19 protein-coding genes and 1 pseudogene are annotated in these 25152 nt (G+C 74.6%); 13 read left to right on the top strand and 7 right to left on the bottom strand.

Annotation, left to right across the window (positions count from 1 at the left end; translation table 11 throughout):
• Positions 1–69: 69 nt before the first annotated feature.
• Positions 70–891 carry a 16S rRNA (cytidine(1402)-2'-O)-methyltransferase gene (gene rsmI, locus ACFQH9_RS18150; protein WP_379567327.1) on the top strand — a complete coding sequence of 274 codons (822 nt, stop codon included), beginning with the start codon at positions 70–72 and terminating at the stop codon, positions 889–891.
• 40 nt (positions 892–931) lie between these two features.
• Here the strand turns inward: rsmI and ACFQH9_RS18145 are convergent, their stop codons facing one another.
• Positions 932–2125: a cation:proton antiporter gene (locus ACFQH9_RS18145; protein WP_379567326.1), complete on the bottom strand. Its 1194-nt coding sequence runs from the start codon at positions 2123–2125 to the stop codon at positions 932–934.
• A gap of 3 nt (positions 2126–2128) precedes the next feature.
• Complete coding sequence (locus ACFQH9_RS18140) at positions 2129–2611, bottom strand: cation:proton antiporter regulatory subunit (RefSeq protein ID WP_379567325.1); 483 nt, start codon at positions 2609–2611, stop codon at positions 2129–2131.
• Between the two features lie 44 nt (positions 2612–2655).
• Between ACFQH9_RS18140 and ACFQH9_RS18135 the strand changes: the two are divergent.
• The 5 genes and pseudogenes from ACFQH9_RS18135 to ACFQH9_RS18115 all read left to right on the top strand — a co-directional run.
• Positions 2656–2805, top strand: a pseudogene (locus tag ACFQH9_RS18135) (helix-turn-helix domain-containing protein); the annotation flags it as partial.
• A 47-nt stretch (positions 2806–2852) separates the two neighbouring features.
• Positions 2853–2984 (top strand): hypothetical protein, encoded by a 132-nt coding sequence (locus ACFQH9_RS18130; RefSeq protein ID WP_379567324.1) that lies wholly within the window; start codon positions 2853–2855, stop codon positions 2982–2984.
• 94 nt (positions 2985–3078) lie between these two features.
• Complete coding sequence (gene metG / locus ACFQH9_RS18125; protein ID WP_379567323.1) at positions 3079–4869, top strand: methionine--tRNA ligase; 1791 nt, start codon at positions 3079–3081, stop codon at positions 4867–4869.
• A gap of 87 nt (positions 4870–4956) precedes the next feature.
• Positions 4957–5829: a TatD family hydrolase gene (locus ACFQH9_RS18120; RefSeq protein ID WP_379567322.1), complete on the top strand. Its 873-nt coding sequence runs from the start codon at positions 4957–4959 to the stop codon at positions 5827–5829.
• A 197-nt stretch (positions 5830–6026) separates the two neighbouring features.
• Complete coding sequence (locus ACFQH9_RS18115; protein WP_379567321.1) at positions 6027–8150, top strand: transglycosylase family protein; 2124 nt, start codon at positions 6027–6029, stop codon at positions 8148–8150.
• A gap of 90 nt (positions 8151–8240) precedes the next feature.
• Here ACFQH9_RS18115 and ACFQH9_RS18110 read toward each other — a convergent pair whose 3' ends face one another.
• Together ACFQH9_RS18110 and ACFQH9_RS18105 are read right to left on the bottom strand one after the other, a co-directional pair.
• Complete coding sequence (locus ACFQH9_RS18110; protein ID WP_379567320.1) at positions 8241–8897, bottom strand: HAD-IA family hydrolase; 657 nt, start codon at positions 8895–8897, stop codon at positions 8241–8243.
• A 12-nt stretch (positions 8898–8909) separates the two neighbouring features.
• Complete coding sequence (locus tag ACFQH9_RS18105; RefSeq protein ID WP_379567319.1) at positions 8910–9608, bottom strand: VOC family protein; 699 nt, start codon at positions 9606–9608, stop codon at positions 8910–8912.
• Positions 9609–9662: 54 nt separating this feature from the next.
• Here ACFQH9_RS18105 and rsmA point away from each other — a divergent pair, with 54 nt between their 5' ends.
• The 4 genes from rsmA to ACFQH9_RS18085 all read left to right on the top strand — a co-directional run bounded on the left by rsmA (position 9663) and on the right by ACFQH9_RS18085 (position 14847).
• Positions 9663–10520, top strand: coding sequence for a 16S rRNA (adenine(1518)-N(6)/adenine(1519)-N(6))-dimethyltransferase RsmA (gene rsmA, locus ACFQH9_RS18100; protein WP_379567318.1), 858 nt, complete (start codon positions 9663–9665; stop codon positions 10518–10520).
• A 66-nt stretch (positions 10521–10586) separates the two neighbouring features.
• Positions 10587–12065: a DHA2 family efflux MFS transporter permease subunit gene (locus tag ACFQH9_RS18095; protein ID WP_379567317.1), complete on the top strand. Its 1479-nt coding sequence runs from the start codon at positions 10587–10589 to the stop codon at positions 12063–12065.
• Between the two features lie 9 nt (positions 12066–12074).
• Positions 12075–13049, top strand: a complete 975-nt coding sequence (locus tag ACFQH9_RS18090; RefSeq protein ID WP_379567316.1) for a 4-(cytidine 5'-diphospho)-2-C-methyl-D-erythritol kinase — start codon at positions 12075–12077, stop codon at positions 13047–13049.
• Positions 13050–13059: 10 nt separating this feature from the next.
• Positions 13060–14847, top strand: coding sequence for an ABC-F family ATP-binding cassette domain-containing protein (locus tag ACFQH9_RS18085; RefSeq protein WP_379567315.1), 1788 nt, complete (start codon positions 13060–13062; stop codon positions 14845–14847).
• A gap of 111 nt (positions 14848–14958) precedes the next feature.
• On the opposite strand, the gene ACFQH9_RS18080 is transcribed toward ACFQH9_RS18085, so the two are convergent.
• A complete protein-coding gene (locus ACFQH9_RS18080) occupies positions 14959–16509 on the bottom strand; it encodes an MFS transporter (protein ID WP_379567314.1) in 1551 nt (516 codons plus the stop codon).
• 306 nt (positions 16510–16815) lie between these two features.
• Between ACFQH9_RS18080 and ACFQH9_RS18075 the strand changes: the two genes are divergently transcribed.
• Together ACFQH9_RS18075 and ACFQH9_RS18070 are read left to right on the top strand one after the other, a co-directional pair.
• The gene (locus ACFQH9_RS18075; protein ID WP_379567313.1) at positions 16816–17778 is read left to right on the top strand and encodes an ATP-binding cassette domain-containing protein; all 963 of its coding nucleotides are present in this window, start codon (positions 16816–16818) and stop codon (positions 17776–17778) included.
• The gene (locus ACFQH9_RS18070) at positions 17775–18605 is read left to right on the top strand and encodes an ABC transporter permease (RefSeq protein ID WP_379567312.1); all 831 of its coding nucleotides are present in this window, start codon (positions 17775–17777) and stop codon (positions 18603–18605) included. The genes ACFQH9_RS18075 and ACFQH9_RS18070 overlap by 4 nt, the downstream gene beginning before the upstream one ends.
• Here ACFQH9_RS18070 and ACFQH9_RS18065 read toward each other — a convergent pair.
• Together ACFQH9_RS18065 and ACFQH9_RS18060 are read right to left on the bottom strand one after the other, a co-directional pair.
• Positions 18587–21718, bottom strand: coding sequence for an AfsR/SARP family transcriptional regulator (locus ACFQH9_RS18065; RefSeq protein ID WP_465269534.1), 3132 nt, complete (start codon positions 21716–21718; stop codon positions 18587–18589). The genes ACFQH9_RS18070 and ACFQH9_RS18065 overlap by 19 nt on opposite strands.
• A gap of 107 nt (positions 21719–21825) precedes the next feature.
• Positions 21826–23181, bottom strand: a complete 1356-nt coding sequence (locus ACFQH9_RS18060; protein WP_379567310.1) for a dipeptidase — start codon at positions 23179–23181, stop codon at positions 21826–21828.
• Positions 23182–23425: 244 nt separating this feature from the next.
• Here ACFQH9_RS18060 and ACFQH9_RS18055 point away from each other — a divergent pair, with 244 nt between their 5' ends.
• Complete coding sequence (locus ACFQH9_RS18055) at positions 23426–25093, top strand: fatty acyl-AMP ligase (RefSeq protein ID WP_379567309.1); 1668 nt, start codon at positions 23426–23428, stop codon at positions 25091–25093.
• The last annotated feature ends 59 nt before the right edge of the window (positions 25094–25152 follow it).

Raw genomic sequence — 25152 nt, 5'->3', positions numbered from 1 at the left:
GTCGGCCCGCACCGCGGTCCGCGACCGCGCCCCGATCGGCTCCACCGGCCCGATCGTAGGCTCAGAGCCATGCTGGTTCTCGCCGCCACCCCGCTGGGCGACGCCCGGGACGCCTCGGTCCGCCTGCGCGAGGCGATCGGCACCGCGGACGTGATCGCGGCCGAGGACACCCGCCGCTTCCGGGCGCTCGCCGCGGCCCTCGACGTCCCGGTCACGGGCACGGTGCTCAGCCACTACGACGCGGTGGAGACGGCGAGGCTGCCGGGCCTGCTCGACGACGTGCGGGCCGGACGGACCGTGCTGGTCGTGACGGACGCCGGGATGCCGGCGGTGTCGGACCCGGGCTACCGGCTCGTGGCGGCCGCGGCGGCGGAGGACCTGCCGATCACCTGCCTGCCGGGCCCGTCGGCCGTGACGACCGCGCTGGTCCTCTCCGGCCTGCCCTGCGACCGGTTCTGCTTCGAGGGCTTCGCCCCGCGCAAGGCGGGCGAGCGGACGCGCTGGTTGGCCCAGCTGGTGACCGAGCCTCGGGCGATCGTGTTCTTCGAGTCCCCGCACCGGCTCCGCGAGACGCTCGACACGGCCGTGGAGGTGCTGGGCCCGGACCGGGCCGCGGCGGTGTGCCGCGAGCTGACGAAGACCTACGAGGAGGTCCGCCGCGGCCCGCTCGCCGAGCTGGCCGAGTGGGCGGCCGGCGAGGTGCGCGGCGAGATCACGGTCGTGCTCGCCGGGGCGGCGCCGAGCGCGGCCCCGCCCGTGGAGTCCCTGGTGCCCGCGGTGCGGGAGCGGGTCGCCGAGGGCGAGCGGCTCAAGGACGCCGTGGCGGCGGTGGCGAAGGCCGCCGGTGTCGGGAAGCGGGAGCTCTACAACGCCACCCTGCAGTCCTCGTGAGTGGCGACGGTCGCTGGAGCGACTGTCGCCACTGCGGGGATCAGTTGCCGGCGGTCGGGGCGGGCGCCGGGGCGGAACGGCGCTGCAGCGCGCGGGCGACGGGCTCGACGAACTTCGCCGCGATCGGCCCGAGGATCGCCATGATCAGCACGTACGCCGTGGCGAGCGCGGCGAGCTGCTCCGGCACCGCGGCGTAGGACACGGCCAGGCCCGCGATGACGATCGAGAACTCCCCGCGGGCGATCAGCGCGGCGCCCGCGCGGGCCCGGCCGAGCTTCCCGATGCCCTGCCTGCGGGCCGCCCACCAGCCCGTGCCGACCTTGGTGAGCGAGGTGGCGACGGCGAGCACGACCGCCCAGCCGAGCACCGGCGGGATCGCCCGCGGGTCGGTGTTCAGCCCGAACACCACGAAGAACACCGCGGCGAACAGGTCCCGCAGCGGCTCCAGCAGCCGGGTGGCGTTGTGCGCGGTGGACCCGGAGATCGCGATGCCGAGCAGGAACGCCCCGACCGCGGCCGAGACCTGCAGCGCCGAGGCGAGCCCCGCGACGAGGAGCGCGGCGCCCAGCACCTTGAGCAGGAAGACCTCGCGGTCCGGGCTGTCGACGACGGCCGAGACGTAGCGGCCCCAGCGCAGCGCCACCAGCAGCACGACGGCGATCACCGCGAGCGAGATGCCGACGGCCTCGAGCCCGCCGACGAACGTCACGCCGATCAGCAGGGCGGTGAGGATCGGCAGGTAGACCGCCATGACCAGGTCCTCGAACACGAGGATGGACAGCACGACCGGGGTCTCCCGGTTACCGAGCCGGCCCAGGTCGGACAGCACCTTCGCGACGATCCCGGACGACGAGATGTACGTGACGCCGCCCATCACCATCGCCCCGACCGGCCCCCAGCCGAGGATCAGCGCCACCGCCACGCCGGGCGCGGCGTTCAGCACGATGTCGAGCACGCCGCCCGTCCAGGAGCGTCTGAGCCCGGTCATCAGCTCGGCGGCCGAGTACTCCAGGCCCAGCAGCAACAGCAGCAGGACGACGCCGACCTCGCTCGCCAGCGACGTGAACTCGCCGATGTCGCCGAGCGGGAAGATCCCGCCGGTGCCGAAGCAGAGCCCGCCGACCAGGTAGAGCGGAATGGGCGACAGCCCGATCCGGCCCGCCAGGCGTCCGAGCAGGCCGAGCCCGAAGAAGACGGCGCCGAGCTCGATCAGTTCGAGCGCGGTGTGGTCCACGGGCTATCCGTTCTTGAGGATCTTGACGGCGTTGTCGAGCCCCTCGGACGTGCCGACGGTGACCAGCAGGTCCCCGGCGGTCAGGGTGTGGTCGGGCGTGGGGGACGGGTGCGCCTGGCCGGCTCGCATCACCGCGACCACCGAGACGCCCGTCCGGGTGCGCAGGGCGGTGTCGCCCAGCGTCCGGCCGTCGTACGGACTGTTCTCCAGCACCGGGATCTGCCGGGTGTGGATGCCGGGAAGGTCCCGGTGCTCCTCGTTGAGCTGCGCGACCAGCTGCGGCGCGCCGAGCAGGTTGGCCAGGGCGGACGCCTCCTCGGCGGTGAGCGGCAGCTCGGCGAGGCAGGCGTCCGGATCGTCGGACTTGGAGAGGATCAGCTCGATCTGGCCGTCGCGGTGGGTGACGACACCGACGCGACGGCCGTTGCGCAGGGCGAAGTCCTTGCGCACGCCGATCCCGGGCAGGGGAGTGACCTCCACGTTCACCCTTCCACGTTAATACGGACGATCGTGACGTCCGACCGTGGAGGATCGATCGGCGGCGCCCGCGAGCCTCGGAGCTGTTCTGCGGCTACCCGCTGCGCACCTACGCGGCGACGCGGGGCTGGTCGCCCGCGGAGATCGACGCCGCCGCGGACCGGTTGCGGGCCCGCGGGCTGGTCGAGGACGGCCGGCTGACCGAGCACGGGCTGTCCCACACGCCGAGCTCGAGCGCCGCACGGACGCGATGCAGCAGTCGCTGGTCGACGCGATCGGCGGCGAGCTCGACACCCCGACCAAGCAGCTCGGCGCCTGGTCCGACGCCCTGGTCGCGGCCGGCGCCGCGCCGCCCGACCCGGCCGAGCGGTTCGCGGGCTGATCGACGCCCGTCCGGCGACGGGGTCGCCCGCCGGCGTCGATCACCTGCCGTGGGCGGCGGGAACCCGGTTCGTGGTCGGGCCTACGCTGGTCACATGAGCTCCTCCGTGCTGACCGCCGTGGCGTGGCCGTACGCCAACGGTCCGCGGCACATCGGCCACGTCTCCGGCTTCGGTGTGCCCTCCGACGTCTTCTCGCGCTTCCGCCGGATGACGGGCGACCGGGTCCTCATGGTCAGCGGCACGGACGAGCACGGCACCCCGATCCAGGTGCAGGCCGACGCCGAGGGGCTCACCCCGCGGCAGCTCGCGGACAAGTACAACAAGGTCATCACCGAGGACCTGCAGGGTCTCGGGCTGTCCTACGACCTGTTCACCCGGACCACGACGTCGAACCACTACGACGTCACTCAGCAGATGTTCCTGTCGCTGTACAAGAACGGGTACATCGTCCCGAAGACGCAGATGGGCGCGATCAGCCCGTCGACCGGGCGCACGCTGCCGGACCGCTACGTCGAGGGCACCTGCCCCATCTGCGGGTACGACGGCGCGCGCGGCGACCAGTGCGACAACTGCGGCAACCAGCTCGACCCCGCGGACCTGATCGACCCGCGCTCGCGGATCAACGGCGAGACGCCGAAGTTCGTCGAGACCGAGCACTTCTTCCTCGACCTGCCCGCCTTCGCCGAGTCGCTGGGCCGGTGGCTGTCCACGCGCACGGACTGGCGGCCGAACGTGCTCAAGTTCAGCGCCAACCTCATCGAGGACCTCAAGCCGCGGGCGATCACCCGCGACCTCGACTGGGGTGTCCCGGTGCCGCTCGACGGCTGGCGGGACAACCCGCTGAAGAAGATCTACGTCTGGTTCGACGCCGTCATCGGCTACCTCTCGGCCTCCGTCGAGTGGGCGCGCCGCGGCTCCGACCCGGACGCCTGGCAGCAGTGGTGGACCGACCCGGCCGCCCAGGGCTACTACTTCATGGGCAAGGACAACATCACCTTCCACTCGGTGATGTGGCCGGCGATCCTGCTGGGGCACAACGGCGAGGGCGACCGCGGCGGCGAGCCCGGCACCTTCGGCACGCTGAACCTGCCCAGCGAGATCGTGTCGTCGGAGTACCTCACGATGAGCGGGTCGAAGTTCTCGACCTCGCGCGGCACCGTGATCTACGTCGGGGACTTCCTGAAGGAGTTCGGGCCGGACGCGCTGCGGTACTTCATCGCCGTCGCCGGGCCGGAGAACCAGGACACGGACTTCACCTGGGAGGAGTTCGTCCGCCGGATCAACTTCGAGCTGGCCAACGAGTGGGGCAACCTCGTCAACCGCTCGGTCTCGATGGCGCACAAGAACGTGGGCGCGATCCCGAAGCCCACGGCGCCCACCGAGGCGGACGCGACGCTGCTCGCGACCTCGAGGGCCGGGTTCGACGTCGTGGGCGGCCTGCTGCGGCGCAACCGCTTCAAGCAGGCCGTCACCGAGGCCATGCGGGTGGTCGGCGCGGCGAACAAGTACCTCTCCGACCAGGAGCCGTGGAAGCGCAAGGACGACCCGGACCGCCGGGACACGATCCTGCACACCGCGCTGCAGGTGGTGTCCGACGCGAACACCCTGCTCACCCCGTTCCTCCCGCACGCCGCGCAGAAGGTGCACGAGGCGCTGGGCGGCGAGGGCGTGTGGGCCGCGCAGCCGGAGATCCGCGAGGTCGAGGACCTGGGCGACGGCCCGGCCTACTCCGTCCTGACCGGGGACTACACCGAGCAGCAGGCGACCTGGGAGTCGCGGCCGATCGAGGTCGGCCGCCCGCTGACCAAGCCCACGCCGCTGTTCACCAAGCTCGCCCCCGAGCTCGCCGAGACCGGCCCGGAGTGGGCCCCGATCCAGAAGTGACCGGTCCCATGATCGCAGTACGGAACCATGCCGGACTCGGTAACGGTGTTGTGCGCCGTTGTGGTTCCCTGATGCGGGTGGACGCGGATGGCTAGGCGCGAGCGACCCGACCCGCCGGAGCCGCTGGGCGCGCCGACCGTCGACGCCCACACCCACCTCGACGCCTGCGGCTGCGAGACCGCGGAGGACGTCGCCGCCGCCCTGGACCGGGCCGCCGCGGTCGGCGTCACCCGCGCGGTGACGGTGGCCGACGACCTCGCCGCCGCCCGGTGGGCCGTGCAGGCCGCGCACTGGGACGAGCGGCTCGTCGCGGCCGTCGCGCTGCACCCGACCCGCACCGCCGCCGTCACGGACTCCGAGTTCGCCGAGATCGAGCGGCTGGCGGGCGATCCGCGCGTGGTGGCCGTCGGCGAGACCGGGCTGGACTACTACTGGGACTACTCCCCGCCCGAGGCCCAGCAGGCCTCCTTCCGGTGGCACATCGACCTCGCGAAGCGGCTCGGCAAGCCGCTGATGATCCACGACCGGGACGCGCACGCGGACGTGCTGCGCCTCCTGCGCGAGGAGGGGGCACCGGGGACCGTGGTCTTCCACTGCTTCTCCGGCGACGCCGCGATGGCGCGGGAGTGCGCCGAGGCCGGTTACGTTCTGTCGTTCGCCGGGCCGGTGACCTTCCGCAACGCCGCCGCCCTGCGCGAGGCGGCGGCGATCCCCGACGACGACCACCTGCTCGTCGAGACGGACGCCCCGTTCCTCACCCCGCACCCGCACCGCGGCCGGGCGAACGAGCCCTACTGTCTACCATGGACGGTGCGTGGCCTCGCCGAAGTCCGTGGCGTGCAGGCGGATGAGCTCGCCGGGATCACCGACCGGAACGCCGAGCGGGTCTTCGGGCTCGCCCACGTGCCGTCCGTCACGACCGTGACGTCGCCCGACGGTCGGGCACCGCGCTCGGCGTAGCGGACACACCGTTCGGCGCTGCCGCACGCGTCGGGGTCGAGGCGGGCGGGCACGGTCCGTTACGGTTCCGTGATCGCCCAGCCGGGAGGGGTCCGCTCCCCAGCACCGGTGCGGCGACGAGTGACCGGGCGTTCCCCGACGCCCCCGCCCCGGTCACCGTCGCACGCCACCCCCTGCCCGGTCCGACGAGCGTCTGGATGCCAGTGGTCGACGTATCTGCGCGCGCGCGCCGGCGCGCGGTCCGGGTCCGCCTGGGCCTCGAGTCGCTGGAGCACGCCGAGCGGCCGGTCGCGGCGGACGGATCCCTGGACCGGTCCGGCCCGGTCCGTTCCGGTCCCTGGCTGGAGTACGACGACGGGGGCGACGAGCAGCCGGCGGAGGACCTGCGCGGGTACGCGGACTCGGGCGCTCCGGCCTCGGAGTACGTGCCGGGCTCGTGGTGGACCGAGGCCGAGCAGCTCGGGACCGACGGGCCCGAGACGTACCGCTCCGCGAAGGACGGGCCCGCCGAGTACCGGGCCGGCGGCGCCTGGCTCGACCGGTCCGAGGAGCCGTGGGCGGGCGACGAGGACCGCGGTGAGGGCGTCCGGGCCGAGCCCTTCACCGCCCCCTTCGCCGCGGTCGCGCCGGTCGAGGTGCCCGCGGGGCCGGGCGCCCTGGACACCGTGCCCGCCGGGGGCGGCTGGTTCGACGAGGCGCCGACCGGCGGCATGCCGCGCATCGACCGGTCCGGCGTCGCGTTCCCGGAGCGCGAAGGCGCGACGGGCCGGATCGACACCGGCGGGTTCGTCGCGCTCGAGGAGACGGGCCGGCTCGACTCCGGCCGGTTCCCGGCACTCGACGACACCGGGCGGATCGACTCGGGCCGGTTCACGGCGGTGGAGGACACGGGCCGGGTCGACTCGGGGCGGTTCGCCGCTCTCGACCACACGACCCGGCTGGATTCGGGCGGCTTCGCTTCGGTCGAGGACACGGGGCGCCTGGACTCGGGCAGGGTCGCCGTCGTCGCTCAGGCCGCACCCGTGACCGAGCCGGTCGACGAGCCCGCGACGGAGGCCTTCGCCGTCGTCGCACCGCCGACGCCCGCCGAACCCGACGCGCGGCCCGAGGCCCCGGCCGTCCCCCCACCGGCCGTCCCCCCGCCGACCCGCGCCGCCGCGACGACCACGACCCGCCGCCCGGCCCCGCCCGCGCGCAGCACCGGGCGCAGGTCCGGCGTCGGGACCCGCGCGGTCGCCGTCGCCGCGCTGCTCACCCTCACCGCGGGCAGTGCGACCGCGCTGGCGATGGACAAGGCCGTGACGGTGACCGTCGACGGCCAGGACCGCGTCCTGCACACCTACGCCGACGACGTCGCCGAGGTCCTCGCCGCGGCCGGCATCGCCGCGAACCCGCAGGACCGCGTGGAGCCCGCGCCCGCCACCGAGATCGCCGACGGCGACCAGGTGATCGTCAACCGGGCCCGGATGCTGACGCTCACCGAGGGTGGGCAGACCCGCAACGTCTGGACCACGGCGTCGTCGGTCGACGAGGCGCTGAAGGGCCTGGGCGTGGACGTCCGGCCGATCCAGATGTCGCTCGCGCCGAACACCCCGATCCCGATGGGCGGGCTGAACGTGCGCATCGAGGTGCCGCGCACCGTCAGCCTCGCGGACGGCACCCACCCGCCCGAGCAGGTCACCACCAGCGCCGGCACCGTCGCCGGGCTGCTCGCGGAGAAGGGCATCACCCTCGGCCCGGACGACGTCTCGGTCCCCAGCAGCGACAGCCAGCTCACGGACGGCCTGCAGATCCACCTGGTGCGCAACGGCGTCGGCGAGGTCGTCGAGGTGCGTCGGACCGACCCGCCGGTGCAGGAGGTCGAGGACCCCGAGCTGCCGCGGGGCCAGCGCCAGGTCGTCGACCCGGGCGCGCCGGGCGAGCAGACCGCGATCATGCGGGTGCACGTGCAGAACGGCAGGGAGGTCCGCCGCGAGCAGATCCGGGCGGGCGCCAGCACGCCGCCGCGGCCGCGGATCGTGAAGGTCGGCACCAACGACGAGAAGCCGCAGGCCCCGGCGATCAGCGACGGCGCGACCTGGGACCGGCTGGCGCAGTGCGAGGCCGGCGGGAACTGGGCGATCAACACCGGCAACGGCTACTACGGCGGCGTCCAGTTCGACGCCTCCACCTGGCGCGCCTACGGCGGCACCCAGTACGCGCCGCTGCCGCACCAGGCCAGCCGCGAGGAGCAGATCGCCGTCGCGAGCAAGGTGCGGGACGACCGGGGCGGCTACGGCGCCTGGCCCGCCTGCGCCCGCAAGCTCGGCCTGCCCCGCTGACGCATGAGGCTTCGGACTCCCGCGCCGCCAGAGGAGTGAGCGGCACCTGCGCTCACTCCTGGTGAGCGGAAGTGCTGTTCGCCTCGTGGCTCAGAGCGTGCCCGGGGCCAGCTCGAGCGCCTCCTCCAGGTCCCGCAGCGCCTGCTCCTCGCTCGTCACCTTGATCGCGCGCATGCCCAGCGCGGCGGCGGGCTTGCAGTTGATGCCGAGGTCGTCGAGGTAGACGCACTGCTCCGGCTCGACGCCCAGCCCGGTGCAGGCCATCGTGTAGATCCGCGGGTCGGGCTTGCGCACGCCGACCTTGCTGCTCTCCACCACGTGGTCGAACCGGGCCATCACGGCGGCCACCGCGTCGGCCCGCTCGGCGGTCGGCGACATCTGCGCGCCGAGGCCGGCGGGCACGTTGTTCGTGATGCACCCCAGCCGGTGGCCGCGCTCCTTGAGCAGGTCGATCGCCGCGACCACCCGCGGGCGGACGTCCCCGGCCAGCAGGGCGAGGACGTCGGCGCCGCGCAGCTCGTGGCCCAGGGCCAGGGCCTCCTCGGCGAACAGGGTGTCGAAGTGCTCGGCGTCGATCTCCGCGCGCTCGAACAGGGCCCAGGCGTTGCCGTCCGGGTTGGTCGCGTTGATCCGGCGCACGAGGTCGCGCGGCAGCCCGCGCTCGGCCTCGAGCCGGTTGAACGCCTCGAAGGGCGACGAGGTGATGACGCCGCCGAAGTCGAAGACGACGGCCGGGAGGTCGGACATGATGCGACTGTATTACGTCGTCGGCCGGCGCAGAACGAACCGGACACCGCCGAGGTCGAGGTCACGGTCCTCCCGCGCATCGAGCAGGACCGTCGCGACACCGTCGGTGCCGGGCCGGAAGGCGATCCGCGCGTCGTCGAGCAGCAGGGAGCCGTCGCGGAGCGGGGCGCCGGTCGCGGCCGCCCAGCGCTCGGCGAGGGCCGCCGGATCCGTCCCGTGCACCTCGAGCCCGGCCAGGTCGGTGACGACGTCCGTGCGGACGTGCTCGCGCCACGGCCCCTCCACGACGGTGAAGTCCTCGGGCGGGTCCGAGACGTCGAGCGAGAGCAGGGCGGCGCCGGTGTCGGCGGGATGCAGGTGCAGGGCGGCCCACCGGCCGCGGGCCTGCGGGCGGTCGAACTCCGCGACCACCCGGATGCCGTGCCGCTCGAGCCGCGGGCGGTGCTCCTCCAGGTCCGTCGCCTGGAAGATCACCATGTAGACACCCTGGCCGGCCCGCTCCAGCCGGCGGGCGGCCGAGGTCCCCTCGCGCACCGGCGCGCAGACCTCGAGGAACCGGTCCGGGCCCACCGGGTAGATCGCGCTGGACACGCCGAACCCCTCGAGCTCGGGGTCGAACGCGCAGCGGGAGAGGCCGAGATCGCGGGTGATCCGGGCGTCGAGGCCCTCCGGGTCGTCGGTGAGCAGGGTCAGCCAGCGCAGCCTGAGCACGATCGCAGTGTGCCCGGGTCCGCTCGCGGGCGTGCGGTCCCGGATGATGGACGGGTGAGCGCGCCCGACCCCGTCACCTCCCGCCTGCTGGGCCCCGCGGAGGTCCGCGCGCTCGCGGAGCGGTTCGGGATCCGGCCGACCAAGCGGTTGGGCCAGAACTTCGTGCACGACCCGAACACGGTGCGGCGGATCGTCAAGGCCGCGGACCTGGGACCCGACGACGTCGTGGTCGAGGTCGGGCCCGGCCTCGGCTCGCTGACCCTGGCCCTGCTCCCCGCGGTCGCCCACGTCCACGCCGTCGAGATCGACCCCGCCTTGGCCGCCGCGCTGCCCGGCACGGTCGGGGAGTTCGCGCCGGCGCTCGCCGACCGGCTGACCGTCACCAACCTCGACGCGATGAAGGTCGAGGCGCTGGACCCGGCGCCCACCGCCGTCGTCGCGAACCTGCCCTACAACGTCGGCGTCCCCGTGTTGCTGCACCTGCTCGCCGCCCTGCCGACCCTGCGGAAGGGACTGGTCATGGTGCAGCAGGAGGTCGTGGACCGGCTGGCCGCGAGCCCGGGCGGCAAGGTCTACGGGGTGCCCAGCGTCAAGCTCGCCTGGTTCGCCGACGCCCGCCGCGCCGGCCCGGTGCCGCGGGCGGTGTTCTGGCCGGTGCCCAACGTCGACTCGGGGTTGCTCTCCCTCACCCGCCGGGATCCGCCGCCGGGCGACCGTGCCGCGGTGTTCGCCCTGGTCGACGCCGCCTTCGCCCAGCGCCGCAAGGCCCTGCGCCCCGCCCTCGCCGGGTGGGCGGGCTCGGCCGCGGCCGCCGAGGAGGCCCTGCGTGCCGCGGGGATCGATCCCCTGGCCCGCGCCGAGACGCTCGGGATCGAGGACTTCGCCCGGCTCGCCGCCCACCGCCCCCGGTAACCGTCGCGCGTCCTGTCGGGGGTGCGGCCTACGCTTTCACGGCGTACCGATCCCGCGAGGAGACCCATGGCCGTCAGCGAGACCGACACCCGCTCCGGGGCCCCGCCCGCCACCAGCCCCTGGCCGGCGCTGTGGGCCCTGGTGCTGGGCTTCTTCATGATCCTGGTGGACTCCACGATCGTCTCCGTGGCCACGCCCGCCATCCAGGCCGACTTCGGGGCGAGCGTCGACGGCGTGGTGTGGGTGACCAGCGCCTACCTGCTCGCCTACGCGGTGCCCCTGCTCATCACCGGCCGGCTGGGGGACCGGTTCGGCCCGCGGCGGGTCTATCTCGTCGGGCTCGCGATCTTCACGCTCGCCTCGCTGTGGTGCGGGCTCACCCGCACGATCGAGATGCTGGTCGTGGCGCGGGTGCTCCAGGGGCTCGGCGCCTCGTTCATGACCCCGCAGACCATGGCCGTGATCACCCGCACCTTCCCGGCCGACCAGCGGGGCCGGGCGATGAGCCTGTGGGGCGCGGTCGCCGGCGTCGCCACCCTGGTCGGGCCCATCCTCGGCGGCGTCCTGGTCGACGGGCTGGGCTGGGAGTGGATCTTCTTCGTCAACGTGCCGGTCGGCGTCGTCGGGTTCGTGATGGCGATGAGGCTGGTCCCCGAGCTGCCCACGCACGTGCACCGGTTCGACGTGCTGGGCGTCGTGCTCAGCGCGATCGGCATGTTCCTGCTGGTCTTCGGCATCCAGGAGGGCCAGGCCTACGACTGGGGGCCGGGCGTCTGGGCGCTCATCGTGTCCGGGCTGGTGGTGCTGGCGGGCTTCGTGTTCTGGCAGTCGCGCAACCGGGCCGAGCCGCTGATGTCGCTCGGCCTGTTCCGGGACCGCAACTTCAGCCTGTCGAACGTGGCGATCACGACCGTCGGGTTCGCCGTCACGGCCATGTCCTTCCCGATCATGTTCTACGCGCAGGGCGTGCTCGGGCTCTCGCCCACCCGCTCGGCCCTGCTGCTGATCCCCATGGCGGTGTTCTCCGGTGTGCTCGCGCCGTGGGTCGGCCGGCTCACCGACCGGGCGCACCCGCGCTGGATCGCCGGGTTCGGCATGGCGGCCTGGGCCGCGTCGCTCGTCTGGCTGGCCGCGGTCATGGAGCCCGGTTCCGCGATCTGGCGGCTGCTGCTGCCGATCGCGCTGCTCGGCGTGGGCAACGCGTTCGTGTGGGGCCCGGTCGCCACCACCGCCAACCGCAACCTGCCGCCGGCGCAGGCCGGGGCGGGCGCCGGCGTCTACAACACCACCCGCCAGGTCGGCGCGGTGCTGGGCAGCGCCGGGATCGCGGTGCTCATGGAGTCCCGGCTCGCGGCGAACCTCGGCGGCGGCGGGGACGCCCCGGCGGGGGAGAGCATCGCCGCGGTGCCGCCCGCCCTGCACGGGCCCTTCACCACGGCCATGGCCCAGGCCCTGCTGCTGCCGGCCGGAGTACTGGTGATCGGCCTGGTGGCCGTGCTCACCTTCACCGTCAGCCTCAGGTCACCGGTCCGCCGCGGTCAGTAGGGTTGGGTGGTGCTCTCCGCCGTTCGACCGCCGGTCACCGTCCGGGTGCCCGCGAAGATCAACCTCCACCTGGCGGTGGGCGGCGTGCGCGCGGACGGCTACCACGACCTGGTGACGGTCTTCCACGCCGTGAGCCTGTTCGACGAGATCGCCGTCTCGGCGAGCGACCAGCCGGGCCTCGAGGTGTACGGCGAGGGGGTCTCCGAGGTCCCGGTCGACGACACGAACCTGGCCTGGCGGGCCGTCGAGCTGCTGGCCCAGCGCTCCGGCCACGACCCGGACGTGCGCGTCGTGCTGCGCAAGGGCATCCCGGTCGCCGGCGGCATGGCCGGCGGGAGCGCCGACGCCGCGGGAACGCTGGTCGCGCTCTCCGCGTTGTGGAAGCTGGACCTGAACCGGGACGAGCTGTCGTCCATGGCGGCCGAGCTGGGCAGCGACGTCACCTTCGCCCTGCACGGCGGCACGGCGCTGGGCACCGGGCGCGGCGAGCGGATCGTCCCGGTCCTGTCGCGGCACCCGATGCACTGGGTCGTCGCGCTCGCCCGGCGCGGGCTCTCGACACCGACGGTGTTCGCGGAGCTGGACCGGCTGCGCGGCGACGAGGAGCCGCCGGAGCGCCCGGTCGAGCCGGTGCTCGGCGCGCTCGCCCAGGGCGATCCGCGCCAGCTCGCCCTGTCGCTGGGCAACGACCTGCAGGCCGCGGCGGTGAGCCTCGCCCCCGACCTGCGCCGTACCCTGAGGGCAGGGGTCAGCGCGGGCGCGCTGGCCGGGATCGTCTCCGGCTCGGGCCCCACCTGCGCGTTCCTCTGCTCCGACGCCGAGTCGGCGGTCGAGGTCGCCGCGGAGCTCGCCGGCGTCGGCGTCTGCCGCACCGTCCGCGTCGCGCACGGTCCCGTTCCCGGGGCCCGCGTGGTCGACGCGGACGAGCCCCCACCCGTACCGCCCGCCCCGAGCGGGTCGCCCTGGCCGCCGGCCCGGGCCTGAGAGAGGACAGATGGCCGGACAGAACCTGGTCAACCTGGAGAACGTCTCCGCACACGTCCCCGGCGACGCCTCGCGCGTGCTGCTCGACGGCGTGTCCCTCGGCGTCGAGCGCGGCGAGCGGGTCGGTGTCGTCGGCCTCAACGGCGGCGGCAAGACCACCCTGCTCGAGGTGCTCGCCGGGCGCCGCGCGCCGGACGGCGGGCGGGTGTCCCGCCTCGGCGGCCTGAAGCTCGCCTACCTCACGCAGGGGGACGACTTCCCGGCCGGCGCCCGCGTCCGGGACGTCGTGCTCGCCGACTACGCCGCCGACCACGAGTGGGCCGCGGACCCCAAGGCGCGCGACGTCCTGGGCGGGCTCGGCCTGCGCGATCTGGAGCGCACCGTCGACGGGCTGTCCGGCGGTGAGAAGCGCCGCGTCGCGCTGGCCCGCGCGCTGCTCGGCGAGCCGGACCTGGTCGTGCTCGACGAGCCCACCAACCACCTCGACGTCGAGGGCGTCAGCTGGCTGGCCGAGCACCTGCTGTCCCGGCGCTGCGGGGTCGTGGTCGTGACGCACGACCGCTGGTTCCTCGACGCCGTCTGCACCCGGACCTGGGAGGTCGCGAACGGCCGCGTCGAGAGCTACCTCGGCGGCTACCAGGACTGGGTGTTCGCGCGGGCCGAGCGCGCCCGCCAGGCCGACGCGGCGGAGATGCGCCGGCGCAACCTGGCCCGCAAGGAGCTGGCCTGGCTGCGGCGCGGCCCGCCCGCCCGGACGTCGAAGCCGCGGTACCGGATCGAGGCCGCCGAGGCTCTGATCGCGGACGTGCCGCCGCCGCGCAACACCGTCGAGCTGCTGAACTTCGCGACGAACCGGCTCGGCCGCACCGTCCTCGAGCTCGAGGACGCCACGGTGAGGATCGGCGACCGGACGCTGCTGGACCGCCAGACCTGGCGGCTCGGCCCGGGCGACCGGATCGGGATCGTCGGCGTCAACGGCTCGGGCAAGACCACGCTGCTCCGGTCGCTGACCGGCGAGCGCCCGCTCGACGGCGGCAAGCGGATCGAGGGCAAGACGGTGCAGCTCGCGCAGCTCACCCAGGACCTCGGTGACCTGCCGAAGGACATGCGGGTGCTGGAGGCGGTCGAGGCCGTCGCCAAGTACGTCCGGTTCGGCAAGGAGGAGATGACGGCCTCGCAGGTGGCCGAGCGGCTGGGCTTCCCGCCCGCCCGGCAGTGGACGCCGGTGGGCCGGCTCTCCGGTGGCGAGCGGCGCCGGCTGCAGCTCACCCGGCTGCTCATGGCCGAGCCCAACGTGCTGCTGCTGGACGAGCCGACGAACGACCTCGACGTCGACACCCTGACCAACCTCGAGGACCTGCTCGACGGCTGGCCGGGCACGCTGGTGGTGGTCAGCCACGACCGGTACCTCACCGAGCGGGTGTGCGACACCGTCGTGGCCCTGTTCGGTGACGGGAAGATCACGCACCTGCCCGGCGGGATCGAGGAGTACCTGCGCCGCCGGGCGGCGGCCGGGACCCCCACCGAGGCCCCGCAGGCCGCGTCGGCCCCGGCGCCCAAGGCGGCCTCGACGGTCAGCGCGGCCGAGCAGCGCGCCGCCCGCAAGGAGGCCGCGCGGCTGGAGCGGAAGATGGAGCAGCTCACCAAGCGCGAGGAGCAGCTGCACGCGAAGCTCGCGGAGGCGGCGACGGACCCGCAGAAGCTGATGGAGCTCTCCGCGGAGCTGAAGTCCGTCGAGACCGAGCGCGAGGCCGTCGAGCTGGAGTGGCTGGAGGCCGCGGAGCGGGCCGAAGCCTGACCCGCACTAGGGTTCCACAACGCGCTCCAGCAGCGTCTTGACGCGCAACATGGTTCCATAACGCGCTCTCAGACGGTGTTTCCGCGCGTTATGGAACCATACTGCGACTCGTCAGCCGCGGAGGGCCGCCAGCTCCTCGGCCCGCCGCCGCTCGTGCTCGGCGAGGTCGGCGCGGGCCTTCTTCACGCTCCACCGGCCCCGCAGCAGCGGGACGGTGGCGGCCAGCGCCACCGCGAAGACGACCGCGATCCACATCCACAGCCGCCACTGGTCCCCGGTGATCGCGGCGGCGTGCTGGATCTCGCCCAGCTTCGCCGCGAGGTCCGCCGGGATCGGCTGCCCGGCGGCCTGCAGCCGGTGCGCCTCCGCCACGTACGGCTCGGCCGCGACCAGGGTGTTCGCCGAGGTCACGACGTGCGGCACGATCAGGAACGACAGGAACACGACCACGCGGATGATCCACGCCCAGATCGCGAGGCCCGTCGCGGTGAGGGCCGGGTTGCGCGCCTCGACGGTCTCGGTGAAGGCCGCGTACCAGGGCACGGCGAACCCGGCCCAGGAGGTGGCCAGCACGGCCATGATGATCGCGAGCGTGAGGTAGCTCGGCTTCCCGCCGACCAGGGTGATCAGCACGATCTGCATGGCGATGCACAGCACCGCACCCGCGAGGATCCACGGCTTGCGCACCAGGAAGCGGTCGACGAGCCCGCCGTAGGTCAGCGAGAGCAGCACGTTGAACGCCCACGCCCACGCGATCACGCTGTTCGACTCGGCGAGGTCGAAGCCCCAGACGGTCGTGAACAGCACGGGCGCGAAGCCGACGATCGTGTAGTAGAAGAGCAGCGCGACCGAGAAGCCGATCGCCGGGACCACGACGTCGACCTTCATCAGCTGCCGCCACGGGTGCGCCAGGTTCACGGCCACCTCGCCCCGGGCGGCGCGAGCCTCGAGCAGCTCGCGGTCCGCCTCGGACACCGCGGCCTGGTCGCGCAGCGCCGGGTTCAGCTCCTTCATCCAGACCAGCGCGATCAGCGACACGACGATCCCGATGATGCCGGCGATGCGGAACTGGCTCTGCCAGCTCACCAGCGAGCCCAGCGTGAGCGCTGCGACCGCGGAGGCGAGCAGCGAGCCGGCCGGCGGCGCGACGTTCCAGAAGCCCATCGCCCGGGCGCGGCCCATCTGCGGGCTGAAGTCGCGGACCAGCGCCGGCGTGGCCACCAGCAGCATGCCCTCCATGATCGCGACGACCGTGGAGAGGACCATGAAGGTCCACTTGTCCTGGACCTGCGTGATGGCGAACGCCGTGATCGCGCCGACCACCAGCATCCCGTAGACCACGATGTTCGCCCGGCCCAGCCGGTCGGCGAGCCCGGCGGCCAGGGAGCCGAAGGCGCCCAACAGGTTCGCCACCGCGAGCCCGGTCGTGAGGAACAGGAAGGACATGCCGAGCTGCTGGGAGACCAGGGTCGAGACGGCGCCCAGCGTGTACTGCTCGTAGTAGATGACGACCGTGGCGAGCACGGCGAGCACGAGGCGGCCGTAGCGCTCGCCACCGGTGGGATAGCGGTCGAGCCTGCGGTCGATCAGGAAGGCCCAGCGGCGGCGCTCGGACGCCTCCGTTCCGGTTCCGGGCAGGGTGGAGCGTACGGTCGAATCCACAGTGGAGGTCCTCGTTCCCTCGGCGGCGCTGCATCCCGGGAGCGGAGACGGGCGGGTACCCATCTGCCGAACGATCGTTAAGCGGGACCGTAATCGCGGTCACAGCGATGGTCAACGGCCGGTTGCGGAGCCCCGTCGGCGAAACCGGACGTCACGGCACGAACCCGGTCGGTCACGGCCGGAGATACGCCGATCGGCGCAGCGGCCAGGGACGGGCAGCCACGCTGACAGCCCCCGCGGCCGGCTGACACGGCGCGGCGGTCCGCTGTCAGCCGGATGCCAGCGCCGCCGCCGACTCTGGTGGCCATGAACGAACCGGCCATCCGCGTCGAGGGTCTGGTGAAGACCTTCGGCGCCACCACCGCCCTCGCCGGCGTCGACCTGGAGGTCCGGCGCGGCAGCGTGCTGGGCCTGCTCGGGCCGAACGGCTCCGGCAAGACCACCACCGTCCGCGTCCTGTCCACCCTGCTGCGCCCGGACGGCGGCCGGGCCACCGTGCTGGGTCACGACGTCCTGGCCGACGCCCCGGCCGTCCGGCTCCGCATCGGCCTCACCGGTCAGTACGCCGCGGTCGACGACGCCCTGTCCGGCGTCGAGAACCTGCGGCTGATCGGGCGGCTGCTGGACCTGTCCCGGCGCGACGCCCGCCGCCGCACCGACGAGCTGATCGAGCGGTTCGGCCTGGCCGAGGCCGCCGGCCGCCGCGTCAAGACCTACTCGGGCGGGATGCGCCGGCGGCTCGACCTGGCGGCGAGCCTGGTCGGCCGGCCGGACGTGCTGTTCCTCGACGAGCCGACCACGGGCCTGGACCCGCGGCACCGCAACGAGGTGTGGGAGCACGTGCGCGGCCTGGCCGCCGAGGGGACGACCGTCCTGCTCACCACCCAGTACCTGGAGGAGGCCGACCAGCTGGCCGAGGACCTCGTGGTCCTCGACCGCGGGCGGGTGATCGCGAGCGGCACCCCGGCCTCGCTCAAGGCCGAGGTCGGCGGGCAGTTGCTGCACGTGCGGCCGCTGCACCGCGCCGACGTCGGCGCCGTCGCCACGCTGCTCGGCGAGCTGACGCCGGAGACGCCCGCGATCGACCCGACCGGTGAGCTGACCGTCTCGGGCTCCTCCGCGCTGCTGCACCGGCTCGGCGCCCGGCTCGACGACGCCGGTGTCACCGTCGCCGAGCTCGGCCTGCGGCTGCCCAGCCTCGACGACGTGTTCCTGACCCTGACCGGCCGCCCCGCCGAGGCCGGCCCCGCGACCGAGGAGGCCGCATGACCACCACCGCCACCGCTCCCACGCCCACCACCGTCCCCGGACCCCCGCCACGCACCGGGGCCCGCCACGGGCCGTCGACGCTGCGGCACGGCACCACCCTGGCCTGGCGCGGCCTGGTGAAGACGGTCCACTCGCCCGAGGCGCTGATCGACGTCACGCTCCAGCCGGTCATCTTCCTGCTGCTGTTCGTGTACGTCTTCGGCGGCGCGATCGCCGGCAACACCTCCGCGTACCTGCAGTTCGCGCTGCCCGGCGTGCTGGTGCAGACCGTGATCTTCGCCTCCGCGGGCACCGGCACCGGCCTGGCCGACGACCTGCACACCGGGATCTTCGACCGCTTCCGGAGCCTGCCGGTCTCCCGGGCCGCCCCGCTGCTCGGCGCGATCGGCGCGGACCTGGCCCGCTACGCCACGTCCGGCGTGATCATGCTGGGCTTCGGCGCGATCCTCGGCTTCCGGACCTCCGCGGGCCCGGCGGCGATCGTGGCCGCGCTGCTACTGGTCATGGCCTTCGCGTTCGCGCTGTGCTGGGTGTTCACCGCACTGGCGATGGTGGTCAGGGACCCGCGGTCCGTCCAGGGGCTCGGCGCGCTGATCTCGCTGCCGCTCACCTTCGGCAGCAACGTGTTCGTGCCGGCGTCGACCATGCCCGGCTGGCTGCAGGGCTGGGTCGACGTCAACCCGGTGTCGAAGACCGCCGACGCCGTGCGGGGGCTCCTGCTCGGCGGCCCGGTCGCGGGACCGGCCGGCACCGCGCTGCTGTGGGCGGCGGGCATCACGCTGGTGTTCGCGCCGATCGCGGTGACGCTCTACCGCCGCAGGACCTGATCCCGGAGCAGGTCCAGCCCGGCCTGCGGCGGGAGGCCCGCGGCCTCCCGCCGCGGGGCGTCCGCCCCCGGGCCCAGGGCCTGCAGCAGCGCGACGACGGCGGGGTCCCCCCGGTCCAGGACGCCGCGGCGGGACTCGGCCACGCCGAGCGCCCGGGCGGCCCCGTCGCGGTCCCCGCGGGCCATGGCCAGCCGGGCGACGGTCTCGGCCACCATCCCGACCACCGGCCCGTCCCGGCTCGCCTCCCCGGCGTCGACGGCCTCGGTCAGCAGCTCCGCCGCGCGCCCGGTGTCGCCCGCGGCCAGCTCGACCAGTGCGCGCTGGGCGTAGAGGTGCGCCCTCCGCTGCGGTACGGCGATCCCGCCGCCCGCCGCCGGGTCGATCGCCGCGAGCCGGGCGCGCGCCGCGGTCAGGTCGCCCTCCAGGCGGTCCAGCTCCGCGAGCGAGACCTTCACCATCTCCGGCGAGGCGTACTCGGAGCCGTCCAGCATCCCCAGCGCCTCGGTGTAGAGCTTGCGGGCCAGCGCGTGGTCGCCGACGCGCGCCGCGAGGCCGCCGCGGCGGACGAGGTACTGGGGCAGGTCGTCGTCGTTGGCGAGCTCGGTGGCGAGCGCGATGGCCTCCTCGAACGCGGCCGCCGCGGCGTCCGCGTCGCCCGCCCAGGCCTCCAGCTCGCCGAGCGTGGTCAGCGTCATCCCCAGCCCGAACCGGTCCCCGACCTGCGTGAACAGCGCGTGCGCGGCCCGGACCAGTTCGTGTTCCAGATCGATCAGGCCGGCGTTCTCGGCCAGCGTCGCGCGGATCTCCAGGGCGAACGCCCGGACCCACGGGTCCGGGTGCGTGGTGCTGACCGGCGCCAGCGGTTCCTGGTCCTGGACCGCGAACGCGGCGCTCATCGGCCCGATCAGGTCGAGCGCGGGATGCCGGGGCTGCGGGACCTGCTCGGCCTGCGCGGTGGCGCGCGTGATGTGCCGCCGGGCCTCCACCATCGCCCCGCGGCCGAGCGCCTCGATCGCCCGGAACGCGGTCACCCGGGCGACCACCGCGATCGGGGCGGGATCGGGCGGGAGGTCGCCGACCGCCCGCACCCAGCGCATCGACTCCTCGGTGGCGCCGCGGATCAGCCACGCCCAGAACATGCCGGCGACCAGCCGGTACGCGGTCGCGGAGTCCCGCTCGGCGACGGCCCGGCGCAGCGCCCCGGTGATGTTGCCCGCCTCCGCGCGCAGCACCTCGAGCCAGCGCAGCTGCTCGCGGCCGCGCAGCTCCGGCTCGGCCCGCTCCACGAGGGTGACCGTCCAGGCCGCGTGCCGCGCGGCCGTCGCGTGCTCCTCGCCGGCGACGACGAGCCGCTCCCGCGCGTACTCGCGGATCGTCTCCAGCATCCGGTACCGGGTCGGCGCCCCTGGTTGCGGCACGGCCACGACCAGCGACTTGTCGACGAGCGCGGCCAGCGTGCCGAAGGGGTCGTCCAGACCCTCGCCGCAGACCTGGTCCGCCGCGTCGGCCGTGGCCCCGCCGGAGAAGACCGCGAGCCGGCGGGCGAGGACGCGTTCGGGCTCGTCGAGCAGGTCCCAGCTCCAGTCGACGACCGCGCGCAGGGTCTGGTGTCGGGGCAGCACGGTCCGGGAGCCGGTGGTGAGCAGCCGGAAGCGGTCGTCGAGCCGCGCGAGGATCTCCTCGGGGCTCAGCGCCCGCAGCCGGGCGGCCGCGAGCTCGATCGGCAGCGGCTGGCCGTCGAGCCTCCGGCAGATCTCCGTGATCGCCGTCGCGTGCGCCCCGGCGTCGAACCCGGGCGCGACGGCCTCGGCCCGGTCGGCGAACAGGCGGGTGGCCGCGGCCTCGTCGAGCGCCTCGACGGGGTGCAGCCGTTCCCCGGGCACGGCCAGCGGCTCGCGGCTGGTCGCGACGATCCGCACCGCCGGGCAGCGGTCGAGCAGCCCACCCGCCAGCGCCGCGACCGCATCGACCAGGTGCTCGCAGTTGTCCAGGACCAGCACGAGATCGCGGCGGCCCACGGCGGCTACCAACCGCTCCGTCGCGTCGGGATGCTCCTCCTGGCGGATCACCAGCTCCGGGCCGCCGACGGCGGTGAGCACCGTCTCCGCGAGCTGGTCGGAGCCGGTCAACGGGGCGAGCTCGGCGACCGACCCCTCCGGGCACGCCTCGCGGGCGAGCCGCGTCTTGCCCGCGCCGCCGGGGCCCACCAGCGTGACGAGCCGCGCGGTCCCGAGCAGCTCCCGCAGCCGTCCGACGTCCGCCTCCCGGCCGACGAAGCTCGTGAGCGGGCGGGGAGCGGTGGGGCGGGCCGGGCGCGGCGGGGGAGCCGTGGGGGCCGGCACGCCACGGAGGACCTCGAGTCGCGCGCGGTCCAGCTCCGGGCCCGGATCGACGCCGAGCTCCTCGACGAGGCGGCCGCGGGTGCGGTCGAGGACGGCGAGGGCGTCCGCCTGGCGGCCGGTCGCGTGCAGCACCCGCGCCAGGGCCGCCGCGGCGCTCTCGCGCAACGGCTGTTCGGTGAGCAGGCCGGTCAGCGCCTCGAGCGACGCCGCGGGCCGGCCGAGGGCGAGGTCCAGCTCGGCGGCCCGCTCGACGGCNAGCAGGCCGGTCAGCGCCTCGAGCGACGCCGCGGGCCGGCCGAGGGCGACGAGCAGCGCGGCGGCCCGCTCGACGGCCGCCGCCCGCTGCTCGTCCAGCTGCGCCGCGGCCGCCTCGGCGAACGGGAGGCGCCGGACGTCGGCCAGGGCGGGCCCGCGCCACAGGGCCAGGGCCGCGCCGACGAGCTCGCGCGCCGCGGTGGGGTCGGGTTCCTCACGGGCCTCGGCGAGCCGGCGCGCGGCCTGCCCGGCGTCGACCCCCTCGGGCGCGACCTCGAGCCGGTAGCCGCCGGGCACCGTCGCGACGAGATCGGCGCCGAGCGCGCGGCGCAGCCGGGACACCAGGGCCTGCAGGGCGTTCGCGGCGTCGTCGGGCGGGTCGGCGCCCCACAGGTCGTCGACCAGGGTGCCGACGGTGACGGTGCGCCCGGGGGCGAGCGCGAGCCGGGCGAGCAGCCCGCGCAGCCGCAGGCCGCCGGGAGCGATGTCGGCGCCGGTCGCGGCCCACGCCGCCACCGGTCCCAGGACCCCGATCCGCACGCGGTCAGTCTGCCGCGGACCGGATCACGACGCTAGCGATATATCGCCGAATGTCGCCGCGAGGGCACCGCCCGGGGCGGCCGTCAGCGGCGCAGCTCGTTGAGCAGGAACGCCTCGGCCCGCGCGCCCGTGGCGAACATCGACAGCGAGAGGCTCTCGTCGATGCCGTGCCAGCGGCTCGCCGGGTCGCCCACGCCGGTGACCAGCACCGCGGCGCCGGGGAAGGTGCGGGCGAACTCGGCGATGAACGGGATGCTGCCGCCGATGCCCATCTCGACGGTCGCGGTGCCGAACGCCTCGGAGAAGGCGCGCTTGGCCGCGTCGTACGCGCCGCCGGTGGCGTCGAGGCTGAAGGGCTCGGCCACGCCCGACCCGGGCTCGACCGTGACCTGCGCGCCCCACGGCACGTGTGCCCGCAGGTGCTCGGCGAGCTTCTCCCGCGCGGCCAGGGCGTCCTCGCCGGGGGCGAGCCGCATGCTGACCATCGCGCGGGCGCGCGGGAGCAGCACGTTCGCGGCCTGGGCGACCGAGGGCGCGTCGATCCCGAGGACGGCGATGGCCGGTTTGTGGTAGATCCGCTCGGCCAGCGTGCCGGTCCCGAGGAGCTCGACGCCCTCCACCAGTCCCGCCTCGGCGCGCCACTCCGCCTCGGGGATGTCCAGTGCGGCGGCGTCCGTGCCCAAGTTCGCGTGCAGGCCGGGGACGGCGACCTCGCCCTTCTCGTCGTGCAGGCTCGCGAGGGCGTGGGTCAGCGCGGTGAGCGCGTCGCCGACCGGCCCGCCGAACACGCCGGAGTGCAACGGGCGCTCCAGCATGGACACCTCGACCACGACGTCGACCAGCCCGCGCAGGCTCGTGGTCAGCGCCGGGACGTCGACGGCCGGGTTGGCGGCGTCGGCGATCACGATGACGTCCGCGGCGAGCAGCTCGTGGTGCTCGCGCAGCAGCTGCGGGAGCGTGGGCGAGCCGGACTCCTCCTCGCCCTCGATGAACAGCGTGACCCCGACGGGCGGCTTCCCCTCGTACGCGCGCAGCACCGCGACGTGGGTCATCACGCCCGCCTTGTCGTCCGCGGCTCCGCGGCCGTAGAGCCGGCCCGCCCGCTCGGTGGGCTCGAAGGGCGGGCTGGTCCAGTGCTCGTCGCCGCCGGTGGGCTGGACGTCGTGGTGCGCGTAGAGCAGCACCGTCGGCTGCCCCTCGGGAGCGGGCCACTGCGCGACGACGGCCGGCGCGCCGCCTTCCGCGCGCAGGATCTGCAGGTTCGCGGGGTTCAGTGCGCCCGCCAGCTCCGCGACCGCCGCGGCGCTCGCCTCGGTGTCGGCGGCGTGCGCCGGGTCGGCCCAGATGCTGGGGATGCGGACCAGCCGCTCGAGGTCGGCGCGCGCGCCCGGGATCACGGCCTCGACGGCCGCGGCGATCGAGTCACGGGTGGAAGCCACGGCCCGACCCTACGCCCGGGCCCGCTCCCACGTCGTGGATCCATACTGCGGTCAGGTCGGCGGTCGTGACGCGTTGTGGATCCATCGTGCGCTCCGGTCGGCGGTGTTGAGGCGTTGTGGATCCATAACGCGTCCGGGCGAGGCTTCTCGGCGCGTTGTGGATCCCCAGCGCGCCGGGGGCGATCTCCCGGGCGCGGTGTGGATCCGTGCCGCGACTCCCGGTGCGGGCCTTAGGCTGCGCAGCATGTCCCGGTTCCTCGCGACGTTGCTGGAGTCCGCCGCCGACACCTCCCGCGGCATGACGACCGGCGAGCCCGCCGCCCCCGTCCGTCGACCGTGGAGCGAGGTGCACCGGACCGCGCGCGGGATCGCCGACGCCCTGCGCCGCCCCGAGCGGGACACCCCCGCCCTCACCCGCGGCGGCGCCGTCGGGGTGCTGGCGGGCGACCCGGCGTCGATCGCCCCGCTCGCGCAGGCGGTGTGGCTCACCGGCGGCAGCGTCACGATGCTGCACCAGCCCACCGCGCGCACCGATCTGATGCACTGGGCCGAGGACACCGTCGCCGTGCTGCGGATGATCGACGCGAGCATGGTCCTGCTCGGCGCCCCCTTCGACGGGCTCGCCCCGGTCCTCACCGAGCGCGGCATCCCGTTCCGGCTGGTCGACTCGCTGCAGGGCGACCCCGACGCCGTCACCCCCGACGCCGACGCCGCCGCCGAGGACGACACCGCCCTGCTCCAGCTCACCAGTGGCTCCACCGCGGAGCCGAAGGCCGTGCGGATCACACACCGCAACCTGCACGCGAACATCAGCGCGATGCGCGAGGCCGCGCGCCTCGACGTCGAGCAGGACGTGATGGTCTCGTGGCTGCCCCTCTTCCACGACATGGGCATGGTCGGGTTCCTGACGATCCCGATGGTCACCGCGCTCGAGCTCGTCACCGTCACGCCGGTCGACTTCCTGTCCCGGCCGCTGCTGTGGGCCGAGCTGATCTCGAAGTACCGCGGCACCGTCACCGCCGCGCCGAACTTCGCCTACGCCGTGCTCGCCCGGCAGCTCGCGCGGGCGGACCAGGAACTGGACCTCTCCACGCTGCGGATCGCGCTCAACGGCGCCGAGCCGGTCGACCCCGCGGCCGTCGGGGCGTTCGTGGACGCGGGGGCGCGGTTCGGGCTGCGGCCCGAGTCGGTGCTGTGCGCGTACGGGATGGCGGAGACGGCGCTCGGGGTGGCCTTCGCGCCCGTCGAGACCGGGCTGGCCGTCGACGAGATCGACGCCGAGGCCCTCGAGTCCGGCCGCCGCGCCGAGCCCGCCGGCGAGGGCCCGAGGCGCTCGTTCCCGCTGCTCGGGCCGCCCCTGCCGGGGATCGAGGCGCGCGTGGTCGGGGAGTCCGGCGAGGTGCTCGGCACCCGCGGGGTCGGCGTGATCCAGCTGCGCGGCGAGTCCGTGACACCGGGCTACCTGACGGTGAAGGGGCCCGTGGTCACCCAGGACACCGAGGGCTGGTTCGACACCGGCGACGAGGGCTACCTCGTCGAGGACGGCCAGGTCGTCGTGTGCGGGCGGCGCAAGGACGTGATCATCATGGGCGGGCGCAACATCTACCCGACCGACATCGAGCGGGCCGCCGCCGAGGCCGACGGCGTGCGGGCGGGCAACGTCGTGGCGGTGCGGTTGTTCGCGGGGGAGGGGCAGCGGCGCGAGTCGTTCGCCGTGGCGGTCGAGGCCCGCAAGGCCGACGACGAGACCGAGGCCGCCCTGATCCGCAAGGACGTCACCGCGCGGGTGGTGTCGGCGGTCGGCGTGCGCCCGGCGCGGGTGGAGGTCCTGCCGCCCGGCAGCCTGCCCAAGACGCCCTCGGGCAAGCTGCGCCGCGCCGCCACCGCCGACCTCCTCGAGGCCCGCGCCTGAGCGTCTCCCGCCCCGCGACGGAGCGAACGGCGCTCTCGCTCGTCAGATGTGAACGAGAG

Source organism: Pseudonocardia lutea (assembly GCF_042658055.1).
GTDB classification, from domain to species: domain Bacteria; phylum Actinomycetota; class Actinomycetes; order Mycobacteriales; family Pseudonocardiaceae; genus Pseudonocardia; species Pseudonocardia lutea.
This window is presented reverse-complemented; position numbering and strand designations above follow the sequence as displayed.